General features: G+C 68.0%; 18 protein-coding genes. 9 read left to right on the top strand and 9 right to left on the bottom strand.

Annotated elements, in window-relative coordinates:
- Window position 1: 1 nt before the first annotated feature.
- From mtrB to OID54_RS15270, 4 genes are all read left to right on the top strand, one after another.
- The gene (mtrB, locus tag OID54_RS15285; protein ID WP_329019756.1) at window positions 2–2,044 is read left to right on the top strand and encodes an MtrAB system histidine kinase MtrB; all 2,043 of its coding nucleotides are present in this window, start codon (window positions 2–4) and stop codon (window positions 2,042–2,044) included.
- The gene (locus OID54_RS15280) at window positions 2,034–3,881 is read left to right on the top strand and encodes an LpqB family beta-propeller domain-containing protein (RefSeq protein ID WP_443055591.1); all 1,848 of its coding nucleotides are present in this window, start codon (window positions 2,034–2,036) and stop codon (window positions 3,879–3,881) included. The genes mtrB and OID54_RS15280 overlap by 11 nt, the downstream gene beginning before the upstream one ends.
- A gap of 1,408 nt (window positions 3,882–5,289) precedes the next feature.
- Complete coding sequence (gene hpf, locus OID54_RS15275) at window positions 5,290–5,982, top strand: ribosome hibernation-promoting factor, HPF/YfiA family (protein ID WP_329027519.1); 693 nt, start codon at window positions 5,290–5,292, stop codon at window positions 5,980–5,982.
- A 205-nt stretch (window positions 5,983–6,187) separates the two neighbouring features.
- Window positions 6,188–6,943 carry a response regulator transcription factor gene (locus OID54_RS15270; RefSeq protein WP_329019754.1) on the top strand — a complete coding sequence of 252 codons (756 nt, stop codon included), beginning with the start codon at window positions 6,188–6,190 and terminating at the stop codon, window positions 6,941–6,943.
- 210 nt (window positions 6,944–7,153) lie between these two features.
- Here OID54_RS15270 and OID54_RS15265 read toward each other — a convergent pair whose 3' ends face one another.
- On the bottom strand, window positions 7,154–8,317 hold the full coding sequence (locus OID54_RS15265; RefSeq protein ID WP_329019751.1) for a winged helix-turn-helix domain-containing protein: 1,164 nt from the start codon (window positions 8,315–8,317) through the stop codon (window positions 7,154–7,156).
- Between the two features lie 143 nt (window positions 8,318–8,460).
- Window positions 8,461–9,036: a GNAT family N-acetyltransferase gene (locus OID54_RS15260; RefSeq protein WP_329019748.1), complete on the bottom strand. Its 576-nt coding sequence runs from the start codon at window positions 9,034–9,036 to the stop codon at window positions 8,461–8,463.
- A gap of 237 nt (window positions 9,037–9,273) precedes the next feature.
- On the opposite strand from OID54_RS15260, the gene secA reads away from it, so the two are divergent.
- Window positions 9,274–12,081 carry a preprotein translocase subunit SecA gene (gene secA, locus OID54_RS15255; protein WP_329019745.1) on the top strand — a complete coding sequence of 936 codons (2,808 nt, stop codon included), beginning with the start codon at window positions 9,274–9,276 and terminating at the stop codon, window positions 12,079–12,081.
- A 193-nt stretch (window positions 12,082–12,274) separates the two neighbouring features.
- Here the strand turns inward: secA and OID54_RS15250 are convergent, their stop codons facing one another.
- Window positions 12,275–12,697 (bottom strand): Rv3235 family protein, encoded by a 423-nt coding sequence (locus OID54_RS15250; RefSeq protein WP_329019743.1) that lies wholly within the window; start codon window positions 12,695–12,697, stop codon window positions 12,275–12,277.
- 277 nt (window positions 12,698–12,974) lie between these two features.
- Between OID54_RS15250 and OID54_RS15245 the strand changes: the two genes are divergently transcribed.
- Together OID54_RS15245 and OID54_RS15240 are read left to right on the top strand one after the other, a co-directional pair.
- A complete protein-coding gene (locus OID54_RS15245; RefSeq protein ID WP_329019741.1) occupies window positions 12,975–13,481 on the top strand; it encodes a DUF6912 family protein in 507 nt (168 codons plus the stop codon).
- An 80-nt stretch (window positions 13,482–13,561) separates the two neighbouring features.
- Window positions 13,562–14,239 (top strand): HAD family hydrolase, encoded by a 678-nt coding sequence (locus OID54_RS15240; RefSeq protein ID WP_329019738.1) that lies wholly within the window; start codon window positions 13,562–13,564, stop codon window positions 14,237–14,239.
- Between the two features lie 268 nt (window positions 14,240–14,507).
- On the opposite strand, the gene OID54_RS15235 is transcribed toward OID54_RS15240, so the two are convergent.
- Window positions 14,508–15,071, bottom strand: coding sequence for a DJ-1/PfpI family protein (locus OID54_RS15235; RefSeq protein ID WP_329019735.1), 564 nt, complete (start codon window positions 15,069–15,071; stop codon window positions 14,508–14,510).
- A 468-nt stretch (window positions 15,072–15,539) separates the two neighbouring features.
- On the opposite strand from OID54_RS15235, the gene OID54_RS15230 reads away from it, so the two are divergent.
- Window positions 15,540–20,477: an NAD-glutamate dehydrogenase gene (locus OID54_RS15230; protein ID WP_329019732.1), complete on the top strand. Its 4,938-nt coding sequence runs from the start codon at window positions 15,540–15,542 to the stop codon at window positions 20,475–20,477.
- 60 nt (window positions 20,478–20,537) lie between these two features.
- Here the strand turns inward: OID54_RS15230 and OID54_RS15225 are convergent, their stop codons facing one another.
- The 3 genes from OID54_RS15225 to OID54_RS15215 form a co-directional block, all read right to left on the bottom strand.
- Window positions 20,538–21,764 (bottom strand): glycosyltransferase 87 family protein, encoded by a 1,227-nt coding sequence (locus OID54_RS15225; protein ID WP_329019729.1) that lies wholly within the window; start codon window positions 21,762–21,764, stop codon window positions 20,538–20,540.
- Window positions 21,765–21,954: 190 nt separating this feature from the next.
- On the bottom strand, window positions 21,955–22,479 hold the full coding sequence (locus OID54_RS15220) for a GNAT family N-acetyltransferase (RefSeq protein WP_329019726.1): 525 nt from the start codon (window positions 22,477–22,479) through the stop codon (window positions 21,955–21,957).
- The gene (locus OID54_RS15215) at window positions 22,464–23,702 is read right to left on the bottom strand and encodes an XRE family transcriptional regulator (protein ID WP_329019723.1); all 1,239 of its coding nucleotides are present in this window, start codon (window positions 23,700–23,702) and stop codon (window positions 22,464–22,466) included. The genes OID54_RS15220 and OID54_RS15215 overlap by 16 nt, the downstream gene beginning before the upstream one ends.
- A gap of 239 nt (window positions 23,703–23,941) precedes the next feature.
- On the opposite strand from OID54_RS15215, the gene OID54_RS15210 reads away from it, so the two are divergent.
- The gene (locus tag OID54_RS15210) at window positions 23,942–24,352 is read left to right on the top strand and encodes an ATP-binding protein (protein WP_329019720.1); all 411 of its coding nucleotides are present in this window, start codon (window positions 23,942–23,944) and stop codon (window positions 24,350–24,352) included.
- Between the two features lie 172 nt (window positions 24,353–24,524).
- On the opposite strand, the gene OID54_RS15205 is transcribed toward OID54_RS15210, so the two are convergent.
- Together OID54_RS15205 and OID54_RS15200 are read right to left on the bottom strand one after the other, a co-directional pair.
- Window positions 24,525–25,424 carry a carbohydrate ABC transporter permease gene (locus tag OID54_RS15205; RefSeq protein WP_329019717.1) on the bottom strand — a complete coding sequence of 300 codons (900 nt, stop codon included), beginning with the start codon at window positions 25,422–25,424 and terminating at the stop codon, window positions 24,525–24,527.
- Window positions 25,421–26,773 (bottom strand): carbohydrate ABC transporter permease, encoded by a 1,353-nt coding sequence (locus OID54_RS15200; RefSeq protein ID WP_329019714.1) that lies wholly within the window; start codon window positions 26,771–26,773, stop codon window positions 25,421–25,423. The genes OID54_RS15205 and OID54_RS15200 overlap by 4 nt, the downstream gene beginning before the upstream one ends.

Raw genomic sequence — 26,773 nt, 5'->3', positions numbered from 1 at the left:
TATGCCTCACGGCAGTGTCGCTCCGCCGCCCGGGCAGCCGGGAGTCCGTACGGGGCGGACTGCCGGAAGTGAAACGTGGTCGTCGCGATTCGGTCGGTTGCTGCAAGGCGGCCGGTCGGATCGGGGCGGTGAGCCAGGACGTCTTCTGCTGCGTCTCCTGATGCGCTGGGTACGTCGTCCGCTGCTGCCCGCAGTACGGCTCTGGCGTCGGAACATCCAGCTCCGGATCGTGGTCACCACCCTGTTGATGTCACTGGGCGTGGTCGTCGTGCTCGGATTCGTCGTGATCGGGCAGGTGCGCAACGGTCTGCTCGATGCGAAGGCAAAAGCTGCCCAGAGCCAGGCCGCCGGCGGATTCGCCGTGGCCCGGGAGCGCGCCAATGCGCTGCTCGGGCCCGGCCCGGGCGGTGCGGACGGCGACGGTCAGGCCGCCACCAGTTCCTGGCGGTCCGATCTGGTGGAACAGCTCGCCAGCGGTGGCCAGGGCGCTTTCAACGTAGTCGCGCTGAGCCCTGAGCCCGTGGGTGAGGGCGGTCCCAACCACGGCCCGCGTACCTCCGGGGGCGTCGATGTTGCCTCCATCCCCGAGAAGCTCCGCACGACCGTGGGCCAGGGCACGGGGACGTACGAGACGTACATCCAGATCCAATACAAGAACGACGAACGCGAACCGCAGGCCGGGCTGGTCGTCGGAACTCGACTGACCGACATCGAGAACAACCCGTACGAGCTGTACTACCTCTTCCCGCTCGCACAGGAAGAGCAGTCCCTGAAGGTCGTCAGAACGACATTGGCGACCGCAGGGCTGTTCGTTGTGGTCCTGCTCGGCGCGATCGCCTGGTTGGTGGTCCGGCAGATCGTCACTCCCGTACGGATGGCCGCCGGAATCGCCGAACGGCTCTCCGCCGGGCGTCTCCAGGAACGGATGAAGGTGACGGGCGAGGACGACATCGCCCGACTCGGCGAAGCGTTCAACAAGATGGCCCAGAACCTTCAGCTCAAGATCCAGCAGCTGGAGGAGTTGTCACGGATGCAGCGTCGCTTCGTCTCCGACGTCTCCCATGAACTGCGCACCCCCTTGACCACGGTCCGTATGGCCGCGGACGTGATCCACGAGGCCCGTAGCGACTTCGATCCGGTGACCGCCCGCTCCGCCGAGCTGCTGGGTGACCAGCTGGACCGGTTCGAGTCGCTGCTCTCCGACCTGCTGGAGATCAGTCGCTTCGACGCGGGAGCGGCAGCGCTGGAGGCGGAAGCCATAGACCTGCGCGAGGTCGTGCGCCGGGTGATCGGCGGGGCGGAGCCCCTGGCCGAGCGCAAGGGCAGCCGCATACGTGTGGTCGGCGACGAGCAACCCGTGGTGGCGGAGGCCGATGCCCGCCGCGTGGAGCGGGTGCTGCGGAATCTCGTGGTCAATGCCGTGGAGCACGGCGAAGGCCGTGACGTCGTGGTTCGGATGGCGGTCGCGGGCGGAGCCGTCGCGATCGCAGTGCGCGACTACGGCGTCGGACTCAAGCCGGGCGAGGCCACCCGGGTGTTCAACCGCTTCTGGCGGGCCGACCCGGCGAGGGCACGGACCACCGGGGGGACCGGTCTCGGACTGTCCATCGCCGTAGAGGACGCCCGGTTGCACGGCGGCTGGCTCCAGGCGTGGGGCGAGCCGGGCGGAGGCTCCCAGTTCCGGTTGACCCTGCCCCGTACGGCGGACGAGCCGCTGCGCGGATCACCGATACCACTGGAACCGGAGGACTCGCGCCAGAACCGCGAGCGGGCCGCGACCGCGCGGACCCCTGGTGCCGAGCCCAAGTCGAACGGGCGCTCGTTGACGTCACTGCCCTCGCAGGCGGCGTCTTCCCACTCGTCGTTGTCCGTACCATCTCGGGTACCTCCACCGCCGAGGGCCGCCCCTGCGGGGGTGGATCCGGCTGCCCTGCCGGGAAGCGGTGCCCGTGTGGTGGCGCGCCCCACGGGCGGGCGCCAGGGCGACACCGATACCGCAGCGGAAGCATTCGCGGACCAGGAGGACACGACTCGTGGGCGTTGAGCGTCAAAGCAGGAGTCGTCGCAGTACGCTGCGTCTCGGCGCGGTGCTGGGCGGCGGCGGCATGCTGCTCGCGGGGTGCGCCTCAATGCCCGAGAGCGGGGAGGTCCGGGCCGTGAAGGCGTCGCCGCGGGCGGACTCCCAGGTCAGAGTGGATGCCGTACCGCCGAGGCCGGGCGCGACGCCCAGCGAGATAGTCGCTGGCTTCCTCGAAGCGATGACCAGCGACGACGCCAACTTCGCGACTGCTCGGACCTATCTGTCCGCGGAAATGGCCAAGGAGTGGCGGCCGGAGGCGGGGACGATCGTACTGGCCTCCGCACCCAACCCGGGCGACGCGATCAAGGGTCGCCACGAGAACCCGGGGGTTGACTACCCGCTGCTCGGGCAGCAGATCGCGACGGTTGACGCGCAGCACGCCTACCAGGCGATCACTCCTACCGACTACCGGGCGACGATCCACCTCTCCACGCAGAACGGCCCGGAGGGGCCGGAGTGGCGCATCGACAACCTGCCTCCGGGGCTGGTCCTCGGCGCCTCCGACTTCCAGCGCAACTACCTGCCGGTGAACAAGTACTACTTCGCGGCCGGGCGGAACAACCGCGTCGCAGATCCGATCTTCATTCGCCAGCGGATGGACCCGGTGACGTTGATGGATCCGGTGACCCAGTCGGTCAAGGCCCTGCTCGATGGTCCGACGAACTGGTTGAAGCCCGTGGTCGAATCGTTCTTCCCGGCCGGCACGACGCTGAAGGAAGGCGTCAAGTCGCTGACCATCGACGACCGGAACGCGTTGAAGGTGCCGCTGAACAAGAAGGCGTCGAGCGTCGGCCGTCCGGAGTGCAACAAGATGGCGGCGCAGATCCTCTTCACCCTGAAGGACCTCTCGTCCACCCGGATCGGTCAGGTGGAGCTCCAGCGCTCCGACGGCACCCAACTGTGCGTGCTCGACAGCGGTCAGCAGGACGGCTACGCACCGGAGCACTCCGCCGCGCGGCAGGGCAACCAGTACTTCGTCGACCAGAAGGGGCGCCTCTCCCTGTTGCCCCACGGTGCGAAGGAGACCCCCGACCCGGTACCGGGGGCGCTGGGGACCGGGCAGTTGCCGTTGGGGCCGATCGCCGTCGCCCGTGACGAGACCATCGCCGCCGCGGTCGCGCAGGATGGCCGTCAGCTATTCGTCGCGCCGATCACCTCGACCGAGGCCCCGGCGACGACGCTCGTGCAGAGCAAGGGCAAGAGCCGCGACAACCGGCTGTCGGCACCCAGTTGGGACGGCCGCGGCGACCTCTGGGTGGCGGACCGGGACCCAGCCCAGCCGCGCCTGTTGATGTCGGTGGGCGGCGCCACCGCTCCCCTCCCCGTCAACATAGCCTCGGAACTCGACGGTGCACGGATCGAATCCTTGAAGGTGTCCGTGGACGGTACGCGGATCGCCCTGCTGCTGGGAGAGCATGGCAAGACGACTCTGAAGATCGGCCGGGTGGAGCGCAAGGGGCCCAAGAGCGCACCCGTGGTCACGGTCGCCGACCTCCGCCCCGCAGCCCCCCAGATGGAGACGGTGACCTCGGTCTCCTGGGCAGGCGCCAGCCGTCTGGTGGTGGTCGGCAAGGAAGCCGGTGGGGTTCAGCAGGTGCGCTACATCCAGACGAACGGCTTCAGCTCGCCTTCCGCGGAACTGCCGGGGCTGAACGGTGCGACGGCGGTCACCGCATCGGACGATGAGCAGCGGCCCTTGGTGGCGCTCTCCGGGGACGGCATCGTGCGACTTCCGGCCGGCGCGGGCTGGCAGACGGTGGTCGTCAAGGGAGCCGGCTCGCACCCCGTCTATCCCGGCTGACACCTCCGCCGGGGCCGTACGGCCTGGCGTGCTGCTCTTGGCGTACAGCCATGGGCACTGAGGAACAGAGCAGGTCAGCCCCTATGTGGTGAGTTATCCACAGGAGTGGCGGGCGGGTCAGGACCTTGGCACAGTGGGTGCATGAGGGGGTGGTGGCAGGAGATCGCGGGCCTGGTGCTGCCAGCCGTCTGCGGTGGCTGTGGTGTTCTCCGTACACCGCTGTGTGAAGGGTGCGTGCATGAGCTGTACGGCTCCGCTGCGCGCCGTGCGAGGCCGGCTCCAGAGCCCCGGGGCCTGCCCGTGGTGTACGCGGCTGCGCCGTACGCCGATGAGGTGCGCGCGCTCCTCATCGCGCACAAGGAGCGCGGGGCTCTGGGGTTGGCGCGACCGCTCGGCGTGGCCCTGGCCGGGGCCGTGAGGGCTGCTGTCGTAGCGAGTCAGGAGGCGGCCGGGCCGCTGCTGCTCGTACCCATGCCATCGGCCCGGCGAGCGGTGCGGGCCAGGGGGCACGATCCGGCCCGGCGGATCGCCTTGGCCGCTGCCCGCGAGCTGCGGCGCGGGGGTCTGGAATCGCGGGTGCTTCCGGTGTTGCGGCAACAGCGGGAGATCTTGGACCAGGCCGGCCTGACGGCGGCGCAGAGGGCGCAGAACCTGGCGGGGGCACTGGAGGTGGCCCCGGGCTCTCGGCGGCTGCTGGAAGGGGGCAGGGCGGTGCTGGTGGACGATCTGATGACGACGGGTGCCTCCCTGACCGAAGCGGCGCGGGCCATCCGTGGGTCGATGGGTGGGGCGGGGGTGTCCGGATTTCGGTCCGGGTCCGGGTCCAGGGGCGGGGGCGGGGGCTCGGTCGGATTCCCTGCGTCAGGATCCCTTGCTTCTCCTACCGCTCCACTGGGGGCCAACGACGACCCACGGCCGGTGGGCGGAGCGTGGATCGGAAGAGCCTCGATGTCGAATGACGGGGACAGGATTGAGACGGGTGGTACAGGGGCACTTTCTGGATTCACACAGTTGTGCGCCGCGGTTGTTGCCGCGCCAGCAGTTTCCTTGGAAATAGAGCGGAACTGACTGGGTAGGCGCAACGTTGCAGGTAGTAAGAGATCAAAGTCCTCGGAACGGAGGTACGCGCTGGTAGCGGGTGCCGAGACCCGTCCAATCGAGCTATGTTCGGTTGTGAGGACGTGCGAATAAGGAGGCCGTACCCCATCGAATGCACTGCCGGGCTTCTGGCCAGGGATTCGGGGCAACGAGAAACCTCGAAAGTCGATGGGGTGGGGATCTTGTCGACTGGGGAGGAGGAGGTGAAAGTCGCCTAGTCCGAGACTTCGGTACTCACCGGGGTCTGGTGCAAGAGGGAGACGCTCCGCAGCCGATGAGCGAGCGGAGCAATCCGGGAACGGAGTTCTGCGTGGACATCGTCGTCAAGGGCCGCAAGACCGAGGTACCCGAGCGGTTCCGCAAGCACGTGGCCGAGAAGCTGAAGCTGGACAAGATCCAGAAGCTCGACGCCAAGGTGATCAGCCTGGACGTCGAGGTGTCCAAGGAGCTAAACCCGCGGCAGGCCGAGCGGTCTGACCGTGTGGAGATCACCCTTCACTCCCGGGGTCCTGTGATCCGTGCGGAGGCCGCGGCCGGTGACCCGTATGCCGCTCTCGACCTCGCTACGGGCAAGTTGGAGGCGCGGCTGCGCAAGCAGCACGACAAGCGCCACACCCGCCGTGGCAACGGACGGCTGTCGGCGGCCGAAGTGGTGGATGTGGTTCCCGGCGTCGCCGAACTGGACGCCCAAGGCCGCCCCCCGGCACCTGAGGTGCCGGAGACCATTCCCACCACCAAGATCGGCTCGCTCGAAGTGCAGGGCGAAGGACCGCTGGTGGTACGCGAGAAGGTCCATACGGCGGCACCCATGACGCTCGACCAGGCGCTCTACGAGATGGAGCTGGTCGGGCACGACTTCTATCTCTTCGTCGACTCGGAGACGAAGCAGCCCAGTGTCGTCTACCGGCGACACGCCTACGACTACGGTGTCATCCACCTGGAGACCGACCCCCTGGCGGGCACTGACCAGGGCGGCGGTGCCGGAGGCGCGCTCGGCGGCTGACCCGGCCGTTCCCCTTTTGAACAGGAGTCGTGGTGCCCCTGAAGCGCCCTGTGCGCCGTCAGGGGCACCACTGTGCGACCCAAAGGATCACCGTTTCGCCGTCCGGGCATGAAAGCATGGCGGTGTAGTGCCAACCGGTGCGCCATGCACCGGTGTTGGTCAACCTGACATGCCCTTCAGGCCACTGCCTTCAGGGGGAGGAACGATGGCGCACAGCTTCGGGCCGGTGCACGACCACACGGCCGACGCCGGAGACAGAGTCGCCGGGGCCGACCCGGCTCCCGCGGGCAGCTCCCGCGGCGAGCCGATCCGGGTCCTCGTGGTGGACGATCACGCGCTCTTCCGGAGAGGGCTGGAGATCGTCCTCGCCCAGGAGGAGGACATCCAGGTCGTGGGCGAGGCGGGTGATGGTGCAGAAGCGGTGGACAAGGCCGCTGACCTGCTCCCCGACATTGTGCTGATGGATGTGAGGATGCCGCGTCGCGGTGGTATCGAAGCCTGTACCTCCATCAAAGAGGTGGCCCCCAGCGCGAAGATCATCATGCTGACGATCAGCGATGAGGAGGCGGATCTCTACGACGCCATCAAGGCGGGTGCCACCGGCTACCTCCTCAAGGAGATCTCCACCGACGAAGTGGCGACCGCCATCCGCGCTGTCGCCGACGGACAGTCCCAGATCAGTCCGTCGATGGCGTCGAAGCTCCTGACCGAGTTCAAGTCCATGATCCAGCGAACCGACGAGCGCCGTCTTGTGCCGGCCCCTCGGCTGACCGATCGCGAACTCGAAGTCCTCAAACTGGTCGCCACGGGGATGAACAACCGTGACATCGCCAAAGAGCTGTTCATCTCCGAGAACACGGTGAAGAACCACGTGCGCAACATCCTGGAGAAGCTCCAACTGCATTCACGGATGGAAGCCGTGGTCTATGCGATGCGCGAAAAGATCCTGGAGATCCGCTAGCGGCCGGCGCACCGCCAGCCGTTCTGGTTCGCTGCCGCCACGATCCGCGGTCATGACCAGCGGGTCGACGGCGCGCCCGTGATGCCGATCAGGCCGTAGGAGCTCTTTGGCCAACTCCGTCCTCCGAGTGGTTGACGGCCGTGGCCGTCAACGGTGGTTCGCCCTTTCCACCAGCTCCGCCGCATAGAAAGCCGCGAGGGGCAGGGGGCGTCAGGCGAGAGCAGAGATGAGGGCGGGGGCGAGCTCCGCGCTGTCCACCCGCTCCACCCTCACGCTGTCGCAGCCCACCCACCCGGCCGCTTCCCGCAATGCCTGCGCCATGGGGGCCACCGCCTTCGGCGTGTCCAGTGAGACCTGCCTGGCGACCAACGTGGTGCCCTCGCGGGCGGGGTCCACCCGACCCAACAACCGCCCGCCGGACAGCAGAGGCATCGCGAAGTAGCCGTACACCCGCTTCGGTTTCGGTACGTATGCCTCAAGGCGATGGGTGAAGCCGAAGATGCGTTCCGTACGGGCGCGCTCCCAGATCAGTGAGTCGAACGGTGAGAGCAGAGTGGTGCGGTGGCGTCCTCGCGGCGTCGTGGCGAGGGCCCGGGGATCTGCCCATGCGGGCTTCGTCCAGCCCTCCACGGCGACCGGCACCAGACCGCTCTCGGCGACCACCGCGTCGAACTGCTCGCCCTTCAGCCGGTGGTAGTCCGCGATGTCCGCTCTCGTCCCCACTCCCAGCGCTTCCCCGGCGAGCCGGACCAGGCGACGCAAGCACTCCGAGTCGCTCAGCTCCACGTCGAGGAACTCAGCCGGGATCGCCCGCTCCGCCAGGTCGTACACACGCTTCCAGCCGCGCCGCTCGGTGCAGACCACCTCGCCGAACATCAGCGCGCGTTCCACGGCGACCTTGGAAGCCGACCAGTCCCACCACTCCCCGCCGTTCTTCGCACCCCCCAACTCGGTAGCGGTCAAGGGGCCCTCCGTCTCCAGCTGCTTGATCACCGTCTCGTACGCGCCGTCCGGGAGGTCGTGGTGCCACTGCGGGCGGGCGCGATAGGCACGGCGGCGGAACGCGAAGTGCGGCCACTCCTCCACAGGCAGGATGCAGGCGGCATGGGACCAGTACTCGAAGCTGTGGCCGTCCGTCCAGTACGCGTCCTCGACGCTCCGGCGCTCCACCGCGCCCAGTCGTGCGTAGGGGATCAACTCATGCGAGCGCGCGAGCACCGAGATGGTGTCCAGCTGAACGGCGCCCAGGTGTCTCAGCACACCGCGCACCCCTGCCCGACGGTCAGGCGCGCCGAGGAACCCTTGGGCGCGCAGCGCTATCCGGCGTGCCTCGTCGGCGGAGAGGTCGGCGGCTGGGGTCGGCAGCATGGTCATGCTCCGCACGATAGACGTGGGGACTGACAGTCGAGTACCCCGGTTCTCGTCATGAAGCCGTCAGGGCCGAGGCATCGGTGTTGCTCTGCTCGTTCGGTGCACCCGGTCCGGTTCGTTTGGTGCACCCGGTCCCGCGCAGATGGTCACCGCTGGGCCGGCAGATAGGCGTACGGGCTGGTCAGGCCCAGGTCCGAGGGGAGCAGCGAGGCCACCCAGGTGTCCCGCAACGTGTCCTTGTTCATCAGGGCGGCCCGCAGTGTGCCCTCGACGGTGAATCCGGCCTTCTCGGCGACAGCGCGCGATCCCGTGTTCCCCACCTCGGCCCGCCACTCCAGCCGGGTGGCGCCGAGCCGGGTGAAGGTCCAGTGGGCCAGGGCGGCGACACTCTCCGCCATGATCCCGCGCCCGCGGTACTCCTTGGCCGTCCAGAAACCGATCTCCCATGTGCCCGAATAGGTGCGGAGCGTGACGGCGATCGAGGCCATCAGGGGGCCGCCGGCGCGCGGGAGCACGGCGAAGGTGCACATCGTTCCGTTCGCCCAGCCCTCGGGCACGAGCTGTTCGGTGAATTCGGCGGCGTGTTCTTGGGCGTACGGGGAGGGCACGGTGGTCCAGCGTTGGATCTCAGGGTCCTGGCACGCCAGGTGGACCGCCTCCGTGTCGGCCGCGGTGAAGGTTCGCAGCAGGAGGCGCTCGGTGGTGAGTGTGATGGGGTCCATGGCCGGATTCTGGTGGGGGCACCGGACGGATGCGAGCACTTTTCGCGCCTCACCGGCACCTTCCGCGTGTCCCGTGCGTTCTCCATGCGGGTAACGGCGACCCCTGCCGACCGCGGACCTCCCGGCCCGGTCCGTTCCTCGCTTACGATGGCCGTTGCGGTGGGGCCCGCCTGCCGTGCCCGTGCCAGTGTCCAATCACGACCTAGCCAGGCCCGATCGGCAAGGAGACCAGCCTCAGTGTCCGTCTTCAACAAGCTCATGCGTGCAGGCGAAGGCAAGATCCTGCGCAAACTGCACCGCATCGCGGACCAGGTCAACTCCATCGAAGAGGACTTCGTCAGCCTCTCCGACGCCGAGTTGCGGGCGCTTACGGAAGAGTACAAGCAGCGCTACGCCGACGGCGAAAGCCTCGACGACCTGCTTCCCGAGGCGTTCGCCACTGTCCGTGAGGCTTCCAAGCGCGTTCTCGGCCAGCGCCCCTACGACGTACAGCTGATGGGCGGCGCTGCGCTGCACCTCGGGTACGTCGCCGAGATGAAGACCGGTGAGGGCAAGACCCTCGCCGGCGCGCTGCCCACTTATCTGAACGCGCTCTCCGGCAAGGGCGTGCACCTGATCACGGTCAATGACTACCTCGCCGAGCGTGACTCCGAGGTGATGGGCAGGATCCACAAGTTCCTGGGCCTGGAGGTCGGCTGCATCCTCGCGAACATGACGCCCGCGCAGCGTCGCGAGCAGTACGCGTGTGACATCACTTACGGCACGAACAATGAGTTCGGCTTCGACTACCTCCGCGACAACATGGCCTGGTCGCAGGAGGAGCTGGTCCAGCGCGGCCACAACTTCGCCGTGGTCGACGAGGTCGACTCGATCCTCGTCGACGAAGCCCGTACGCCGTTGATCATTTCCGGACCCGCGGACCAGGCCACCAAGTGGTACGGAGACTTCGCCAAGCTGGTGAAGCGACTGACCAAGGGCGAGCCGGGCAACCCCCTCAAGGGCATTGAGGAGACCGGCGACTACGAGGTCGACGAGAAGAAGCGGACCGTCGCCATCCATGAGTCCGGGGTCGCCAAGGTCGAGGACTGGCTGGGCATCGACAACCTCTACGAGTCGGTGAACACCCCCCTGGTCGGCTATCTGAACAACGCCATCAAGGCCAAGGAACTCTTCAAGAAGGACAAGGACTACGTCGTCATCGACGGCGAGGTCATGATCGTTGACGAGCACACCGGTCGAATCCTGGCCGGTCGCCGCTACAACGAGGGCATGCACCAGGCGATCGAGGCGAAGGAAGGGGTGGACATCAAGGACGAGAACCAGACCCTTGCCACGATCACCCTCCAGAACTTCTTCCTCCTCTACGGCAAGCTGTCCGGAATGACCGGTACCGCGATGACGGAAGCGGCCGAGTTCCACCAGATCTACAAGCTCGGTGTCGTTCCGATCCCCACGAACCGGCCGATGGTCCGCCAGGACCAGTCCGACCTCATCTACCGCACCGAGGTCGCCAAGTTCGCCGCCGTCGTCGACGACATCGAGGAGAAGCACGAGAAGGGGCAGCCGATCCTCGTCGGCACCACTTCGGTCGAGAAGTCTGAGTACCTCTCCCAGCAGCTCAACAAGCGCGGCATCCAGCACGAGGTGCTCAACGCCAAGCAGCACGACCGGGAAGCGATCATCGTCGCCCAGGCCGGCCGCAAGGGCGCCGTCACCGTCGCCACGAACATGGCCGGCCGTGGTACGGACATCAAGCTCGGTGGCAACCCCGACGACCTCGCCGAGGCGGAGCTGCGTCAGCAGGGCCTGGACCCGGTCGAGCACGTCGAGGAGTGGGCCGCCGCCCTCCCCTCCGCTCTGGAGAAGGCCGAGCAGGCCGTCAAGGCGGAGTTCGAGGAGGTCAAGGACCTCGGCGGGCTCTACGTACTGGGCACCGAGCGGCATGAGTCCCGTCGTATCGACAACCAGCTGCGCGGTCGTAGCGGTCGCCAGGGCGACCCCGGTGAGTCCCGCTTCTACCTCTCGCTCGGCGATGACCTGATGCGCCTGTTCAAGGCCCAGATGGTCGAGCGCGTGATGGCCATGGCCAATGTGCCCGACGACGTGCCGATCGAGAACAAGATGGTCACCCGCGCCATCGCCTCCGCGCAGTCGCAGGTCGAGCAGCAGAACTTCGAGACGCGTAAGAACGTCCTGAAGTACGACGACGTGCTCAACCGCCAGCGCAAGGTGATCTACGGCGAGCGTCGCCGCGTTCTGGAGGGCGAGGACCTGCACGAGCAGATCCGCCACTTCATGGACGACACCATCGACGCCTACATTCAGGCCGAGACCGTCGAAGGGTTCGCCGAGGAGTGGGACCTGGACCGGCTGTGGGGTGCGTTCAAGCAGCTCTACCCGGTGAAGGCCAGCATCGAGGAGTTGGAGGAGGCCGCCGGCGACCGCGTCGGAATCACGGCGGAATTCATCGCGGAGTCCATCAAGGACGACATCCACGAGCAGTACGACGAGCGGGAGAAGCAGCTCGGCTCCGAGATCATGCGTGAGCTGGAGCGGCGTGTGGTCCTCTCGGTCCTCGACCGCAAGTGGCGTGAGCACCTCTATGAGATGGACTACCTCCAGGAGGGCATCGGTCTGCGCGCGATGGCGCAGAAGGACCCCCTGGTGGAGTACCAGCGCGAGGGCTTCGACATGTTCACCGCGATGATGGACGGCATCAAGGAGGAGTCCGTCGGCTATCTGTTCAACCTGGAGGTCCAGGTGGAGCAGCAGGTCGAGGAGGTTCCCGTGGAGGACTCGGCGCAGCGCACCTCGCTGGACAAGACGGTGCCCGCCGCCCGTCCCGAGATCCGGGCGAAGGGTCTGGAGGCTCCGCAGCGCCCCAACCGGCTGCACTTCTCCGCCCCCACGGTGGACGGCGAGGGCGGTGTCGTCGAAGGCGACTTCGCCAACGACGACCAGCCGGCGCGCGGTGATGCGGACGGCATGACGCGGGCGGAGCGCCGTAAGGCGCAGCGCAGCTCGGGGCGTCGTCGCAAGAAGTAGGAGCGCTCCCGGGGGTGTCTCGGGATGTGCAGCCGGGCCGGACATCGCCACGATGTCCGGCCCGGCTCGTTTTCCCGAGCGTGCGTCCGGAGTCTCAGGGGAGTGCGGGCCGGTGCTTGGGGACGGAACCCCGTCCCTGCCTGGGCGCCGCGGGCCCGTCTTGGGCGGACCACGTCGTATCGCCGGGCACGGCTCAGCCGGGAACGCCGATCCTCTCGCCCCCGAGTTCCACGGCGGCGCATCGCCAGCGCTGGTCGGCTCCCTGTTCGAGGCGGAAGGCCATGGCGCTCACCCGGTCTCCCGAACCGATGCGGGCGAAGGCTTCGATCACTCCCGGACCTGGGTGGTACTCACCACAGTGGCGTACGACGGGAGTGACTCGGTCCGCGGGGCGCAGCGGTGCCCCTGGTGCCAGCCGTACGAGCTGTTCGTACGCCTCTCCGATGGTGTGGCCCAACATCCAGTGCACGGGCCGTTGGCCGCTGAGAACCGCGAGCAGACGGTCAGCGAACCAGTAGTGCGGTCGGTCCTGGCGTCGTGCGCGGGCCGTCGCGGATGCTGCGACGGCGGCGGGCCTGCGCTGGTCGCGTCGGCCTGCCGGCCGTGTCCTGTCCATGGTGTCGCCCCCGTTTGCTGGGCCCGGCCATTCGCTACCGGGCGGTAACTTCGTGTTGATCTTTTACGGGGCCCGGCGGGCGGGCGCAAGGGCCCGCCCGCCGGGCAGGGCGTCGGCGAAAGATCACCTATCAGGGTGAGGAGAGCGAGTTCGGGCGCTGGTCGCCGCGGTATGGAGAGGCCGGAGGTGGACGGTTCTCGGGCCCCCAAGGGGCACTCCGAAGGGGGACCTCGCACGTATCCTGAGGGCGTCTGTCGACTAGGAAAGCGGTCAGCCCATGCGTGTCTACGTCCCCCTGACGCTCTCCGGTCTCGCGGAGGCGCACAAGGTCGGTGAGCTGGGCCCGGGCCCGGTGGTCGCGTACGGCGTCACGCCCGGACTGCGCGAGTGGTACCTCTCCGACGACGTGGAGGAACTGGAGTACGCGGCGCTCAACCGTGCCGCCGCCGCCTCGCTGAGAATGATCGCCGGACGCCCGGACGAGCGCCGACGGCGGGTCGTGGTCGCGGTGGACATCGCCGACCAGGACGCCGTCGCGGACCCTGATCGTGCCCTCGACGCCAGTTCGCTCGGTGAGGTGAGCATCGCCGCCGCGGTGTCCTTGGCGAAGGCTGCGGCGGTGCACGTGGACGCGGACGATGCCGTGGACGATGTGACGGCTGCCGCCGCGGCCCTCGGCGCAGCGGATCAGGGCGATGACGACGCTCAGTTCATCGTCGACGGGGCAGAGGACCACGAACTGCTCTGGTACGGCGTGCAGGAGATCCCGGCACTGGTCGAGTGATCGTCCGGGCCGATACCGGCTGATCTGCGAATTCCATCCGGCCCGGACCGATTGTCAGACCCGACAGGTACGGTTTTTCCATGGGGAAGCACAGGGGCACTCACGATGCCCATCTCGTCTGGGACTGGAACGGCACACTGCTCGACGACATCACCGCGGTCATCGGGGCGACGAACGCTGCGTTCGCGGAGATAGGTCTTGCGCCGATCACGCTGGAGCGCTACCGCGAGATGTACTGCGTGCCGGTTCCCCGGTTCTACGAGCGGTTGCTGGGGCGGCTGCCGACGGACGAGGAGTGGGACTCCATGGACGGGATCTTCCACCGGTACTACAGCGAGCACCGGATCGGCTGCGGGCTGACCCAGGGGGCGGAAGAACTGCTGGGGGAGTGGCGCCGGGCGGGGCGTAGCCAGTCGCTGCTCAGCATGTTCGGGCACGACGAGTTGATTCCGATCGTCCGTGGATACGGCATCGAGGAACACTTCCTGCGGGTGGAGGGGCGCAGGGGGCGTTCCGGTGGCTCCAAGGCGATCCATATGGCGGCCCACCTCGCAGCGCTGGCCGATGCCACCGCTCCGGAGCGCACGGTGGTCATCGGCGATGCGGCCGATGACGCGATAGCGGCGGCACATGTGGGGGCGCGGGCCGTGCTCTACACGGGGGGATCGCACAGCAGGGCGAGTCTTGAGTCGGTGGGGGTGCCGGTGGTGGACAGCCTGGAAGAGGCGGTCGAGGTCGCGATAGACCTCGTGGCGTAGCTGCCCCGGTTCGAGGGGGGCCGATGGGTGCGGCGCCTGGCCGGGCGGGGGCAGCCCCAGCCCCAGCCGGCTCCCGCACGGCTGGAGCATCGGTCGGATGGCCCGCCCGGGCGAAGGGGCCGGAGCGCGCAGGCACGCACCCTGTTCTGCTGCACGGACTAGTCCATCCGGGCCGGGCCACCGCCCACGGCTTCAAAGAGGTTGTCCTAGTGGTGGACCGGGCGCTTTGCTCTCTCCGGCGTCAACAACCCCTACGACGGGGCTCGGCTCACTCCTTGGCAGTCGTCGCCAACACCTTGAGGAACTCCCGCATCCAGGAGGGGTGATCGGGCCATGCACGAGAGGAGACGAGAGTGCCGTCCACCACTGCCTCCGCATCCTGGAAGCTCGCACCGGCAGCCTGCATATCCAACTCCAGGGCCGGATAGGCGGTGACCCTACGACCTTCCAGACCACCGATCGCCGCCGTCAGCAGTGGGCCGTGACAGATCTGGGCCACGGGCTTGTCCGCGTCGAAAAATGCCTTGAGGATCTTGCGCAGTTCCGGATCGTTGCGCAGGTACTCGGGGGCTCGACCACCCGGAATGACCACGGCCACATAGTCCCCCGGATCCACTTCGGAGAAGGCCAGGTCGGCGGGCCAGGTATAGCCCGGCTTCTCGGTGTATGTGTCGAAACCCGGTTCGAAGTCGTGCACCACGAACTGGAGCTTCTTGCGGGTGGGGGCCGCGATGTGCACCTCGTACCCCTCCTCCAGCAGCCGCTGGTACGGATAGAGCACTTCCAGGGACTCTGCTGCGTCGCCGGTGACGATCAGGACCTTGGCTGTCATGGGCTGCTCCCGGTGTCGGGCTGGCGGGCCTGTCGGGCCCGGAAAGGGCGTTCCCGGGCGGCGGCAGGGCCGTCCGCGGTGACCGTGTGTCGTCAGCCGCCAACCTGCACCTCCCGGGACTGTTTGCCAAGAGGGCCTGTGTCGCTGTGCAGAGTGTCAAACTTCGCACCCCTCTTTTGTACACATAAGGCTCATGACGCTTCGGGGGTGCGGGGCGATAGCCTGGAGCCGTGATCAGTGCGATACGCCCTGGGGGCAGCGAAGCCCCCAGCCTTCGCCCGGAGCGCCACCGCGCCGGGGCAGTCGCCGATCCCCCAGCCCCTTGCCGATTGTTGATTTTTGTCGATTCCGGCTCGGGCAACTCTCATCGCGGCATAACGTCGACCCCGACCGGACACCCCGTGTCGTGGCGTTGCGTCGCTTCTTTCACCTACGTCACGCAACGGCGCGCGACAGGAGCCAGAGGACATGCAGACCAAGCTGGACGAAGCCAAGGCCGAGCTGCTCGCACGGGCTGCCCGGGTAGCTGAGAACAGCCCTGGCGGGGTGCATCATCCCGCCGGGGAGGAGCAGGGCGAGAGTCCAGATCGGGACACTCTGCTCAGCTACCTCCAGCGCTACTACCTGCACACCGCCCCCGAGGACCTTGCGGACCGCGATCCGGTCGATGTCTATGGAGCGGCGCTTTCCCACTACCGACTGGCTGAGGACCGTCCCCAGGGAACGGCCAATGTGCGGGTCCACACCCCGACGGTCGAGGAGAACGGCTGGACCTGTAGCCACTCCGTCGTCGAGGTGGTCACGGATGACATGCCCTTCCTCGTGGACTCGGTGACCAACGAGCTCTCGCGCCAGGGCCGCGGCATCCATGTGGTGATCCACCCACAGGTCACGGTGCGTCGCGACATCACGGGCAAGCTGATCGAGGTACTGCCCACGGTCAAGCGGCCGAGGGACCCCAAGGACCTTCCGCACGATGCGCTGATCGAGTCCTGGATCCATGTGGAGATCGATCGCGAGACGGACCGCGCCGATCTCAAGCAGATCACCAATGACCTCCTGAGGGTCCTCTCCGATGTGCGCGAAGCCGTCGAGGACTGGGAGAAGATGCGCGAAGCCGCGCTGCGCATCGCTGATGAGCTCCCCACCGAGCCGACCGCCGACGACCTTGCCGACCAGGAGGTCGACGAGGCGCGCGAGCTGCTGCGGTGGCTGGCGGCCGACCACTTCACCTTTCTGGGGTTCCGGGAGTACACACTCACGGAAGGTGATGCCCTGGCCGCGGTTCCCGGTACCGGACTCGGCATCCTGCGCTCCGACCCGCACCACAGCGAGGACGAGGACCACCCGGTCAGCCCCTCGTTCAGCAGGCTTCCCGCGGACGCTCGCGCCAAGGCCCGCGAGCACAAGCTGCTCGTGCTGACCAAGGCCAACAGCCGCGCCACCGTCCACCGGCCCAGCTACCTCGACTACGTCGGCGTCAAGAAGTTCGACGCCGACGGCAACGTCATCGGTGAACGGCGCTTCCTCGGCCTGTTCTCGTCCGCCGCGTACACCGAGTCGGTCCGTCGCATCCCCGTCATCCGCCGCCGAGTGGCCGAAGTCCTCGACGGCGCCGGTTTCTCGCCCAACAGCCACGACGGCCGCGACCTGCTCCAGATCCTGGAGACCTACCCGCGCGACGAGCTGTTCCAGACCCCCGTCGACCAGCTGCGCACCATCGCCACCAGCGTGCTCTACCTCCAGGAGCGCCGTCGTCTCAGGCTCTACCTCCGCCAGGACGAGTACGGCCGCTACTACTCCGCCCTCGTCTATCTGCCGCGTGACCGCTACACGACGGGCGTACGGCTGCGGCTGATCGACATCCTCAAGGAGGAGCTCGGCGGCACCAGCGTCGACTTCACCGCGTGGAACACGGAGTCGATCCTCTCCCGCATCCACTTCGTGGTCCGGGTCGCCCCCGGCACCGAACTGCCCCACCTCACCGATGCCGACACCGAGCGCATCGAGGCCAGGCTGGTCGAGGCCGCCCGTTCCTGGGCGGACGGCTTCTCCGATGCCCTCAACGCCGAGCTGGGCGAGGAGCGCGCCGCCGAACTGCTGCGCCGCTACGGCAACGCCCTCCCCGAGGGGTACAAGGCCGACCACTCGCCGCGCTCCGCCGTCGCCGACCTGGTGCACCTGGAAGCCCTCACCGACTCTGGCCGTAACTTCGCGCTCTCCCTCTACGAGCCGGTCGGCGCCGGCCCCGGGGAGCGTCGCTTCAAGATCTACCGAACCGGTGAGCAGGTCTCCCTCTCCGCGGTGCTGCCGATCCTCCAGCGACTCGGCTGCGAGGTCGTCGACGAGCGTCCCTACGAGCTGCGCTGCTCCGACCGCTCCCTGGTGTGGATCTACGACTTCGGTCTGCGGATGCCTCGCACCAACGGCGACCACCTCGCCGATGACGCCCGCGAGCGCTTCCAGGACGCCTTCGCCGCCGTGTGGACCGGAGAGGCGGAGAATGACGGCTTCAACTCCCTCGTCCTGGGCGCCGCGCTGAACTGGCGTCAGGCGATGGTGCTGCGCACCTACGCCAAGTATCTGCGTCAGGCCGGTGCCACCTTCAGCCAGGACTACATGGAGGACACCCTCCGTAACAACGTCCACACCACCCGGCTGCTGGTCTCGCTCTTCGAAGCCCGGATGTCGCCCGGCCGGCAGAGCGCCGGAACCGAGCTGACCGACGGTCTGATGGAGGAGCTCGACGGTGCGCTCGACCAGGTGGCGAGCCTGGACGAGGACCGCATCCTGCGCTCCTTCCTCACCGTGATCAAGGCGACGCTGCGCACCAACTTCTTCCAGAAGGCGGACAGCGGCGCGTACCACGGCTATGTGTCGATGAAGTTCGACCCGACGGCGATCCCCGATCTGCCCGCGCCCCGCCCCGCGTTCGAGATCTGGGTGTACTCCCCGCGTGTCGAGGGCGTCCACCTGCGCTTCGGCAAGGTCGCCCGCGGCGGTCTGCGCTGGTCCGACCGGCGTGAGGACTTCCGTACGGAGATCCTGGGCCTGGTCAAGGCGCAGATGGTGAAGAACACCGTGATCGTCCCGGTCGGCGCCAAGGGCGGCTTCGTCGCCAAGCAGCTTCCCGACCCTTCCGTGGACCGGGACGCCTGGCTCGCCGAGGGCGTCGCCTGCTACAAGACGTTCATCTCGGCGCTGCTCGACATCACCGACAACCTGGTCGCGGGTGAGGTCGTTCCGCCGGCCGACGTCGTGCGCCACGACGAGGACGACACCTATCTCGTCGTCGCCGCCGACAAGGGCACCGCCTCGTTCTCGGACATCGCCAACGAGGTCGCCGTCGCCTACAACTTCTGGCTCGGTGACGCCTTCGCCTCCGGTGGCTCCGCCGGCTACGACCACAAGGGCATGGGCATCACGGCCCGGGGCGCCTGGGAGTCCGTCAAGCGCCACTTCCGCGAACTCGGCCACGACACCCAGACCGAGGACTTCACGGTCGTCGGCGTCGGTGACATGTCCGGCGACGTCTTCGGCAACGGCATGCTGCTCAGCGAGCACATCCGGCTGGTGGCCGCCTTCGACCACCGACACATCTTCATCGATCCGAACCCGGACGCCGCCACCTCCTACGCCGAGCGCCGTCGTCTCTTCGAACTGCCCCGCTCCAGCTGGGCCGACTACAACAAGGAACTGCTGTCGGCGGGCGGCGGCATCCACCCCCGTACCGCCAAGTCGATCCCCGTCAACACCCATATGCGCGCGGCGCTCGGCATCGAAGCCGGGGTCTCCAAGATCACCCCCGCCGAGCTGATGCGCGCCGTGCTCCACGCCCCGGTGGACCTGCTCTGGAACGGCGGAATCGGGACGTACGTCAAGGCGTCCAGCGAGTCCAACGCGGATGTGGGCGACAAGGCCAATGACGCCATCCGCGTCAATGGCGAGGACCTGCGGGTCAAGGTCGTCGGCGAGGGCGGCAATCTGGGGCTCACCCAGCTCGGCCGTATCGAGTTCGACCGCATCGGCGGTCGGGTCAACACGGATGCCATCGACAACAGCGCCGGTGTGGACACCTCCGACCACGAGGTGAACATCAAGATCCTGCTCAACGGTCTGGTCGCGGACGGTGACCTCACCGTCAAGCAGCGCAACCAACTGCTGGCGAAGATGACGGACGAAGTCGGCGCGCTCGTGCTGCGCAACAACTACGCCCAGAACACCGCACTCTCCAACGCGGTCGCCCAGGCATCCTCCCTGCTCCACGCCCACCAGCGGTACATGCGCAGGCTCGGTCGGGACGGCGCGCTCAACCGTGAGCTGGAGTTCTTGCCGACCGATCGGCAGATCCGGGAGCTGCTCAACGGCGGCAAGGGTCTCAGCCAGCCCGAGCTGGCCGTTCTGATGGCGTACACCAAGATCACCACCGCTGACGAGTTGATCGTCACCTCGCTCCCGGACGATCCCTATCTGCGCCGGTTGCTGCACGCCTACTTCCCCAAGCCGCTGCGCGAGAAGTACCCCGAGGCCGTCGACGCCCATGCGCTGCGTCGGGAGATCATCACCACCGTGTTGGTCAACGACACCGTCAACACCGGCGGCTCGACCTTCCTGCACCGACTGCGCGAAGAGACCGGAGCCTCGATCGAGGAGGTCGTACGGGCACAGACGGCCGCCCGTGCGATCTTCGGCCTCAGCGCGGTCTGGGACGCGGTCGAGGGCCTCGACAACAAGGTCGCGGCTGATGTTCTGACCCGTATCCGGCTGCACTCGCGGCGGCTGGTCGAGCGTGGCACCCGCTGGCTGCTGGGCAACCGTCCGCAGCCGCTGGAGTTGGCCGAGACGGTCGAGTTCTTCTCCGAGCGAGTGGAGCAGGTCTGGGGGCAGCTGGCGAAGATGCTGCGGGGCGAGGACCTGGACTGGTACCACGGCATCCTCAAGGAGCTGACCGAGGCGGGCGTGCCCGAGGAGTTGGCCGCCCGGGTGGCCGGGTTCTCCTCGGCCTTCCCCACTCTGGACATCGTGGCCATCGCCGACCGGACGCAGAAGGAGCCGATGGCGGTCGCCGAGGTGTACTACGACCTCGCCGACCGGCTGCGGATCACCCAGCTGATGGACCGGATCATCGAACTGCCGCGTGAGGACCGCTGGCAGTCCATGGCCCGTGCGTCCATCCGTGAGGACCTGTACGCGGCCCATGCCATGCTCACCGCCGATGTGCTCTCGGTGGGCAACGGCAGCTCCAGCCCGGAGGAGCGTTTCGGCCAGTGGCAGGAGCAGAACGCATCGATCCTGGCCCGGGCTCGCGGCACCCTGGAGGAGATCCAAGGGTCCGACACCTTCGACCTGGCGAACCTGTCGGTCGCGATGCGGACCATGCGCCAACTGCTGCGGACGCACAGCTGAGCTGACGGCCGCTCCTGGCCGACCGCAGGGGCGCCCCGGGCCCACGGGGTGCCCCTGCGGTCATGCGCTCGCCCGCCACAACCGGTGACAGGACAGCACCGCGGCGGTGAGGAGCAGACCGTTCCTGAGCACCATCAACAGACAGCCCAGCGGGGTACCGGCCACCACGTCCTCGTACATCAGTGGAAAGGCCAGGGCGGTCAGACAGGCCGCGGGCAGCATCAGCAGGGCGACGGAACGCTGTGTGGTGCGCCGCGAGGTGAGACAGACCGCAGCGAGGCCGAGCAGCCAGATCATGTACTGCGGGCTGATGACCCGGCTCGTGACGGTGAACAGCAGGACGGCGGCGAACGCGGCGTCCAGCGGAGTGGCCGTGTCCCAGTGACGTGCCCGGACACGCCAGAGCACCAGCCATCCCAGCGCCAACACGCTCAGCAGCAGGGAGAGCCGCGCCACCTCGGCGGTGTATGGGCCGACCAGTTCGAATGCCCCGTACTGGAAGCGGACCTCGCCACCCCAGCCGCTGAGCCGTGCCAGTTGCAGCACGGTTCCACCAAGGGACTCGATCTGCACCCCCCGCTCGCCCTGCTGCTGGAGAAAGCTGAGGGGATGGCTGAATCCCAACATCAGAACGAAGAGGAGCACGGCCGCGGATGCGGCGGCGGATGACCAGACGGCCCGGGTGGTACGTCCGCGGGGCGTGCCCAGGATGGTGAGCAGCGGCCACACCTTGATCATGGCGCCGATCCCGGCGAGCGCTCCACCGGTACGCGGGTTCCGGCGCAGGGCGAGGAGCGCCAGCACGGCGACCGCGGTGACGGGAACGTCGTAGCGGGCGAGCGGCAGGTGGAGCAGCAGCGGCAGTCCGCCCACCCACAGCCAGGCGCCCTGGCCCCCGGCGCGGGCGAGTGCCCAGGTGATGACGGCGTCCGCGAGGAGGATCAGTGCGACGAACGCTTGGAAGTACGTCAGCCACGGCACCAGCGCGGGAGCGAGGAAGACGAGTGCGGCGCCGGGCGGGTACTGCCAGGTGGGGTCGTCGAGGGGGAAGGCGCCCTGGCTCAGCTGCTCGTACCAGTGGCGGTAGAGGGTGTGCACCTCGCCCGCCAATCCCGAGTCGCCGATGTGGTCGATGAGCAGCAGGACGACCAGGCCGATCCGGGTGATCGTCCAGGCACCTGCGAGCAGGACGGCGTTCCGGCGGGCGGTTCGGTCCGGTGGAGGCTGCCTCGGTCCGAGGGACAGGGGGTGGCCGACCGGGAGCGGGGCGATCCGAGGGGACGTCATCAGCCCGCACCTTAGCCCGCTTTGGGGTATTTCCTCGCTATTTCTTAGGCCGTGCGAAGACAGCGGGCCTCCGAGAGGAGGCGCCTCGTGGGATCGCCCGGCGCCGGACGTATGGCCCATGGCCGGACGTCTGGCCCACCAGGACGGGGCCGTCTACAGGAACGGGCCGCCCACAAGATCAGAACAGGGCTCAGCGCAGCGCTCGGAGCATCACCGCGTACAGCGGCGCATCGGGGAACGGTCGCCGCTCGCCGATTTTGCGGTACTGCCAGGACTCGTAGAGCGCCTGCACCCGCGGATGCGTGGTGTCGACGAGGAGCACGGCCATGTGTTCCCCGCGCTGCCTCAGCAGGGACTCGTGCAGACGGGCCGACACCCCCGTCTTGCGCCACCGCGGTCGGACCATCAACTCCGAGACTGCGAAGGTCGACGGATTGTCGGGAGTGGCGGGCAGGTGCTCGCGCCACCACTCGCGGCCGTTGCCCGAGGGCGCGCCGTAGACGAAGCCCACCGGCTCCCGGCCCTCGTAGCCGATGACGCAGGCGAAGTCCGGATTGCCGCCCCAGTGGTCGACGAACCAGGGGAAGCGCTGGACGAAGGGGTCGCCCGCCTGTTCGGCGTACGCATCGGCGTGGACGTCCAGCAGCACCTGTCGGATGCCCGGAAGATCGCCGTGTCCGTACCGTCGCAGCTCGACGTTCACGATCGACTCCATTGGTCGCGGTAGCGGTCGCCCCAGGAGCGCGCCACCGCACTGGTCGGTGCCTGCTCCATGAGGTCGCGGTAGAAGTCGCCCATCAGCGAGCGCATCCGTCCCGGCAGTTGTCCGCCGGCCATCAGCTCGAAGACGGACGACGCCGTGTCGCACGCCTGCTCGGTGTCCCCCTGGTGGAGCTGGGCGAGTCCGAGGCGCGCGGTCGTCAGCGCTCGATTGCGGCGGAACTGGTCCGGCAGTACCGCCAGGGCCCGGTGCGATGCGGCCTCCGCCTCGGCGGCGTCACCGAGCCGGTCCTGCACGATCGCGCTGAGGGCGTGTAACTCGGCGGGACCGTAGAAGGCTATCCAGGACGGTCGTGCCGTATGGGCATCCGCCTTGCCCAACAGGTCCTGGGCGAATCCGAGCGAGCGCAGGGCGGGTTGGCGATCGCCTTTGTTCGCATGGCCGATCGCGGTACGGGCGTGGGCCAGGGAGGCGAACAGTGGATCGCGCCGGGTGATGCCGGTGGCCTGTGCCGCGTGCGCGGCATCCACGGCCGCTCCGTGCTCCTTGCGCTGGTGCGCCAGCATGGCCACGGAGTTCCACACCCGCATCTCGGTGGTGGGGTCGTCGGCCATCCGCGCCAGGTAGAGCGCTTCTTTGAGCTGGCTCTGTGCCCGACCGAGGTGACGCGCGTCGATGTTGGACCAGGCCGCTGTCGCCGTGAAGTCGGCGGCGAGTCCCAGGAGTCTTTGCCGTACGCGCTGGGAGCTGGCCCGGCTCTGGTTGCCCAGACACTCGGACGCCCCGGCGAGGGCGGTTCTCTCCAGGGCGGCATGGCCGCCGCGCGCATCGTCCAGTGCCATCAGACCGTCCAGACTGGCGCGCAGTCTGGCCACGTCCGATGTGCCCACCCGGCCGGTTGCGCCCGGGGTGGCGGGCAGTGCGGACCCGGCCGCTGTGGCCGTGGTGGAGGCGAGGAAGGTGCGGCGGAGCAATGGGCCCTCCGGTGGAACGAAGCCGAGTTCGACGGTCGGACGCCCGAATACTGCCTCTAACGCGGCCCGTTGGCGCGGGTGCGGCCAGCGGGATTTTCCGGTCAGCCAATAGCGGACGGTCCTGTCGCTCACTGTGCCCCGATGGCCTGCGGTCCTCAGCTGCTCGTTCAGCTTCTCGACCAATTCGGCCTGGGTGAACCCTGCTTCCTCCACCGCTGTTTTCAAGCGGACGTTGGCAGTCACGGGGTTCACGGTAGCGGTTCTCCCTGTGGCTGTTGAGGCTTCCGTTCCGCTACTCGGCTTGGAAATTTCCGGTCGCACGCGACCAGCCCCGCCCGGTTTTTCCTGCCCTGACCGGATGCCGAAGCGGTTGTATGAGCCCCTGGCTGCCCCTGCCAGGCGGCCGTCCCCGCTTCCGCCCTCAGCCCCCGCCCAGGCGGAAGCGGGTTCCCCCCGCGCCCCCCACCTGTCATGAGGCTCCCATGATGACGAAAGCAGAATCCGTACCCATCGGATGTCCGAGCTACAGCGAAGTGCTCGACGGGGTACCGCAGTCGGTGCGTAGAGCCAGGGTCCTGGTGATGGACGCGCTGGAGAAGTGGGATCTGGCGGAGCTGACGGATTCTGCCGTACTGGTGGCGAGCGAACTGGTCGCCAACAGCGTGGAGCACTCCGGGTGCCGGGTGATTCACGTCGTCGTCTCACGGCCCACACGGTCGGCGGTCCGGGTGGCGGTCCTCGACGCCTCCCCCCGACTGCCCGTGATGCGGGAGGCCGATTTACACGCGGAACGCGGGCGCGGATTGGCAGTGATCTCCGCGCTGTCGTGCCGCTGGGGCACCGAGCAGTTGGACTGGGGCAAACGGGTGTGGGCAGAGCTCACCCTGTCATGAGGTCCGTCGTCCGGATGTCATCGACGGATCGCCTCAGTCCAGGGGTCCGAGGCCGCTGGACCCTTCCCCGAGAGGTGGCGCGCATCGAACGCCGATACGGTGCGCGCCGCCTGTGGGACGTGCGCACCGACGGGCGGCGAGACCTCCCGCCCCGGGACGCCGGGACCGATCCCTACTTCACGGCTCCCGCCATCACCCCCGAGACGAACTGCCGTTGGAACGCGAAGAACACGGCGAGCGGAATCACCATCGACAAGAACGCCCCGGACGCCAGTACATCGATGTTGTTCCCGAACTGCCGCACCTGCCGCTGGAGGGCCACCGTGATCGGCGCGCTCTCCGAATCGGCGAAGATCAGCGCCACCAGCATGTCGTTCCACACCCAGAGGAACTGGAAGATCCCGAGCGAGGCGATGGCGGGTGCTCCGAGCGGCATCACCACCTGTGCGAACAGCCGCAGTTCGCCGGCGCCGTCCAACCGGGCCGCCTCCAACAGCTCCCGCGGGATCTCCGCGAAGAAGTTCCGCAGCAGGAAGATCGCGAACGGCAGTCCGAAGGCGACGTGGAAGAGGATGACGCCGAGCGTGGTCTCGAAGATCCCGATGTCACCGAAGAGCTTGGACACCGGTACGAGGGCCACCTGCACCGGGACCACCAGCAGGGCCACCACCGCCATGAACCACCAGTCGCGGCCGGGGAAGTCCATCCAGGCGAAGGCGTATCCAGCCAGCGCGCCGATCACCACCACCAGGACGGTCGCCGGCACGGTGATCGCCACGCTCGCCCAGAGCGAGTCGGTGATCGCCTCGTTCGACAGGAGCCTTTCGTAGTTCTCCGCCGTGAGTTGGGCCGGCTGGCTGAACACCTGCCACCAGCCGCTCGCGGCGATGTCCGAGGGGTCGCGCAGCGAGGAGACCAGCAGTCCGAAGGTGGGCATCAGCCAGAACAGCCCGACCAGGACGAGGAAGATCCGCATCGCACCGCCGCCGGTCATGGCGGCTATCCGTGCCGGGAGTGACTGCCGGGCCTTCACCCCATCGCCGGCGGAGGTCTTCGGGGCCTTCGAGGTCATCGGCGGCTCTCCCTTCGCATCCGACGGATGTTCACGAACATCACGGGGAGCACCAGCAGCAGCAGAAGCACTGCGATGGCGCTGCCGAGGCCGAGGTGCGAGTCCGTGCCGAACGATGAGCGGTAGAGCTGGAGCGCCAGCACGTTGGCGTCGTCCTGGGACGAACCCGGCGCGATGATGTACACCAGATCGAAGATCTTCAGCACATTGATCATCAGCGTCACCAGCACCACCCCCAGGACGGGGGCCAGCAGGGGCACGGTGATGCGGCGGAAGACCTGCCACTCGTTGGCGCCGTCCATCCGCGCCGCCTCCAGCAGTTCCCGCGGCACGCTCGCCAGCCCCGCGGCGATGAGCACCATCGCGAAGCCGGCCCACATCCAGACGTAGCTGCCGATGATCGCGGGGGTCACCAGCGAGGGGCCGAGCCAATCGACCCCGTTGTACGGCTCCCGGAAGTTCTCCGCGGGCAAGCGGAGCTGTGCTCCTTCGGCGGCGGCTGGTAGGGCGAACGTGCCGTCCGCGCCGGCCCGCGCCGAGGCGACGACCTTTCCGTCCTTGACCGCCTCCACCTTGAGGCCCTTGAGCCCGAGCTCCGTGCCGTCGACGACGTTCGGCTTGCCGCCCCCACCGCGGGTGAAGTCCAGCCAGGCCGTGCCCTCGATCTTCCCGTCCGACGCCGATGTGAGCGCCTTCGCCGGCCGGGCGTCCTCCGGCATCACGGCAGGGGCCACCCCCACCAGGGGCAGCAGTACCGGCGTACCGGCGGACACCGGCTCCTTGGTGACGAAGGAACCGCCGCCTCCGGCCCTGAGTGGATGCACCGGGAGGGGGCGGGCCCGCGGGAAGACCGACGACTCGGCGAAGGTGTCGTGCACGCCCACCCAGACCGCATTGGCGACCCCGCGGTCGGGGTCCTGTTCGTACACCAGTCGGAAAATGATGCCCGAGGCGAGCATGGAGATCGCCATGGGCATAAAGATGATCAATTTGAACGCGGTGCCCCACCGGACGCGTTCCGTCAGTACGGCAAAGATCAATCCGAGTACGGTGGCGACGGCCGGAGCCACCACCACCCAGATCGCATTGTTCTTCACCGCGGTGAAGATGCTCTCGTCGGTGAAGATCTCCACATAGTTGTCGAATCCCGCGAATGCCTCGCCGGACCGGTCGAAGAACGAACGGTGAACCGAGTACCCGATGGGGTAGACCACGAGCGCGCCCAAAAGCACCAGTGCGGGCAGCAGAAAGCCGGCCGCCATCAATGCACGGGTCCCGATCACGCTCTTACGCTGCGGAGCGGGGGAGTCCGGTCGTGCCGGACCCCCCGCCGGAGCCGTGGTGGACAT

This window comes from Streptomyces sp. NBC_00690 (genome assembly GCF_036226685.1).
Lineage (GTDB): Bacteria > Actinomycetota > Actinomycetes > Streptomycetales > Streptomycetaceae > Streptomyces.
Note: the sequence above shows the minus strand (reverse complement) of the source record. Positions and strands in the feature narration are given on the sequence as shown.

Coding starts and splice junctions, on each gene's coding strand:
- OID54_RS15225 (WP_329019729.1), bottom strand. CDS start 21,764: ATGACGTCCCCTCGGATCGCCCCGCTCCCGGTCGGCCACCCCCTGTCC.
- OID54_RS15230 (WP_329019732.1), top strand. CDS start 15,540: ATGCAGACCAAGCTGGACGAAGCCAAGGCCGAGCTGCTCGCACGGGCT.
- OID54_RS15220 (WP_329019726.1), bottom strand. CDS start 22,479: ATGGAGTCGATCGTGAACGTCGAGCTGCGACGGTACGGACACGGCGAT.
- OID54_RS15265 (WP_329019751.1), bottom strand. CDS start 8,317: ATGACCATGCTGCCGACCCCAGCCGCCGACCTCTCCGCCGACGAGGCA.
- mtrB (WP_329019756.1), top strand. CDS start 2: ATGCCTCACGGCAGTGTCGCTCCGCCGCCCGGGCAGCCGGGAGTCCGT.
- OID54_RS15245 (WP_329019741.1), top strand. CDS start 12,975: ATGCGTGTCTACGTCCCCCTGACGCTCTCCGGTCTCGCGGAGGCGCAC.
- OID54_RS15210 (WP_329019720.1), top strand. CDS start 23,942: ATGATGACGAAAGCAGAATCCGTACCCATCGGATGTCCGAGCTACAGC.
- OID54_RS15260 (WP_329019748.1), bottom strand. CDS start 9,036: ATGGACCCCATCACACTCACCACCGAGCGCCTCCTGCTGCGAACCTTC.
- OID54_RS15270 (WP_329019754.1), top strand. CDS start 6,188: ATGGCGCACAGCTTCGGGCCGGTGCACGACCACACGGCCGACGCCGGA.
- OID54_RS15235 (WP_329019735.1), bottom strand. CDS start 15,071: ATGACAGCCAAGGTCCTGATCGTCACCGGCGACGCAGCAGAGTCCCTG.
- OID54_RS15240 (WP_329019738.1), top strand. CDS start 13,562: ATGGGGAAGCACAGGGGCACTCACGATGCCCATCTCGTCTGGGACTGG.
- OID54_RS15200 (WP_329019714.1), bottom strand. CDS start 26,773: ATGTCCACCACGGCTCCGGCGGGGGGTCCGGCACGACCGGACTCCCCC.
- OID54_RS15205 (WP_329019717.1), bottom strand. CDS start 25,424: ATGACCTCGAAGGCCCCGAAGACCTCCGCCGGCGATGGGGTGAAGGCC.
- OID54_RS15250 (WP_329019743.1), bottom strand. CDS start 12,697: ATGGACAGGACACGGCCGGCAGGCCGACGCGACCAGCGCAGGCCCGCC.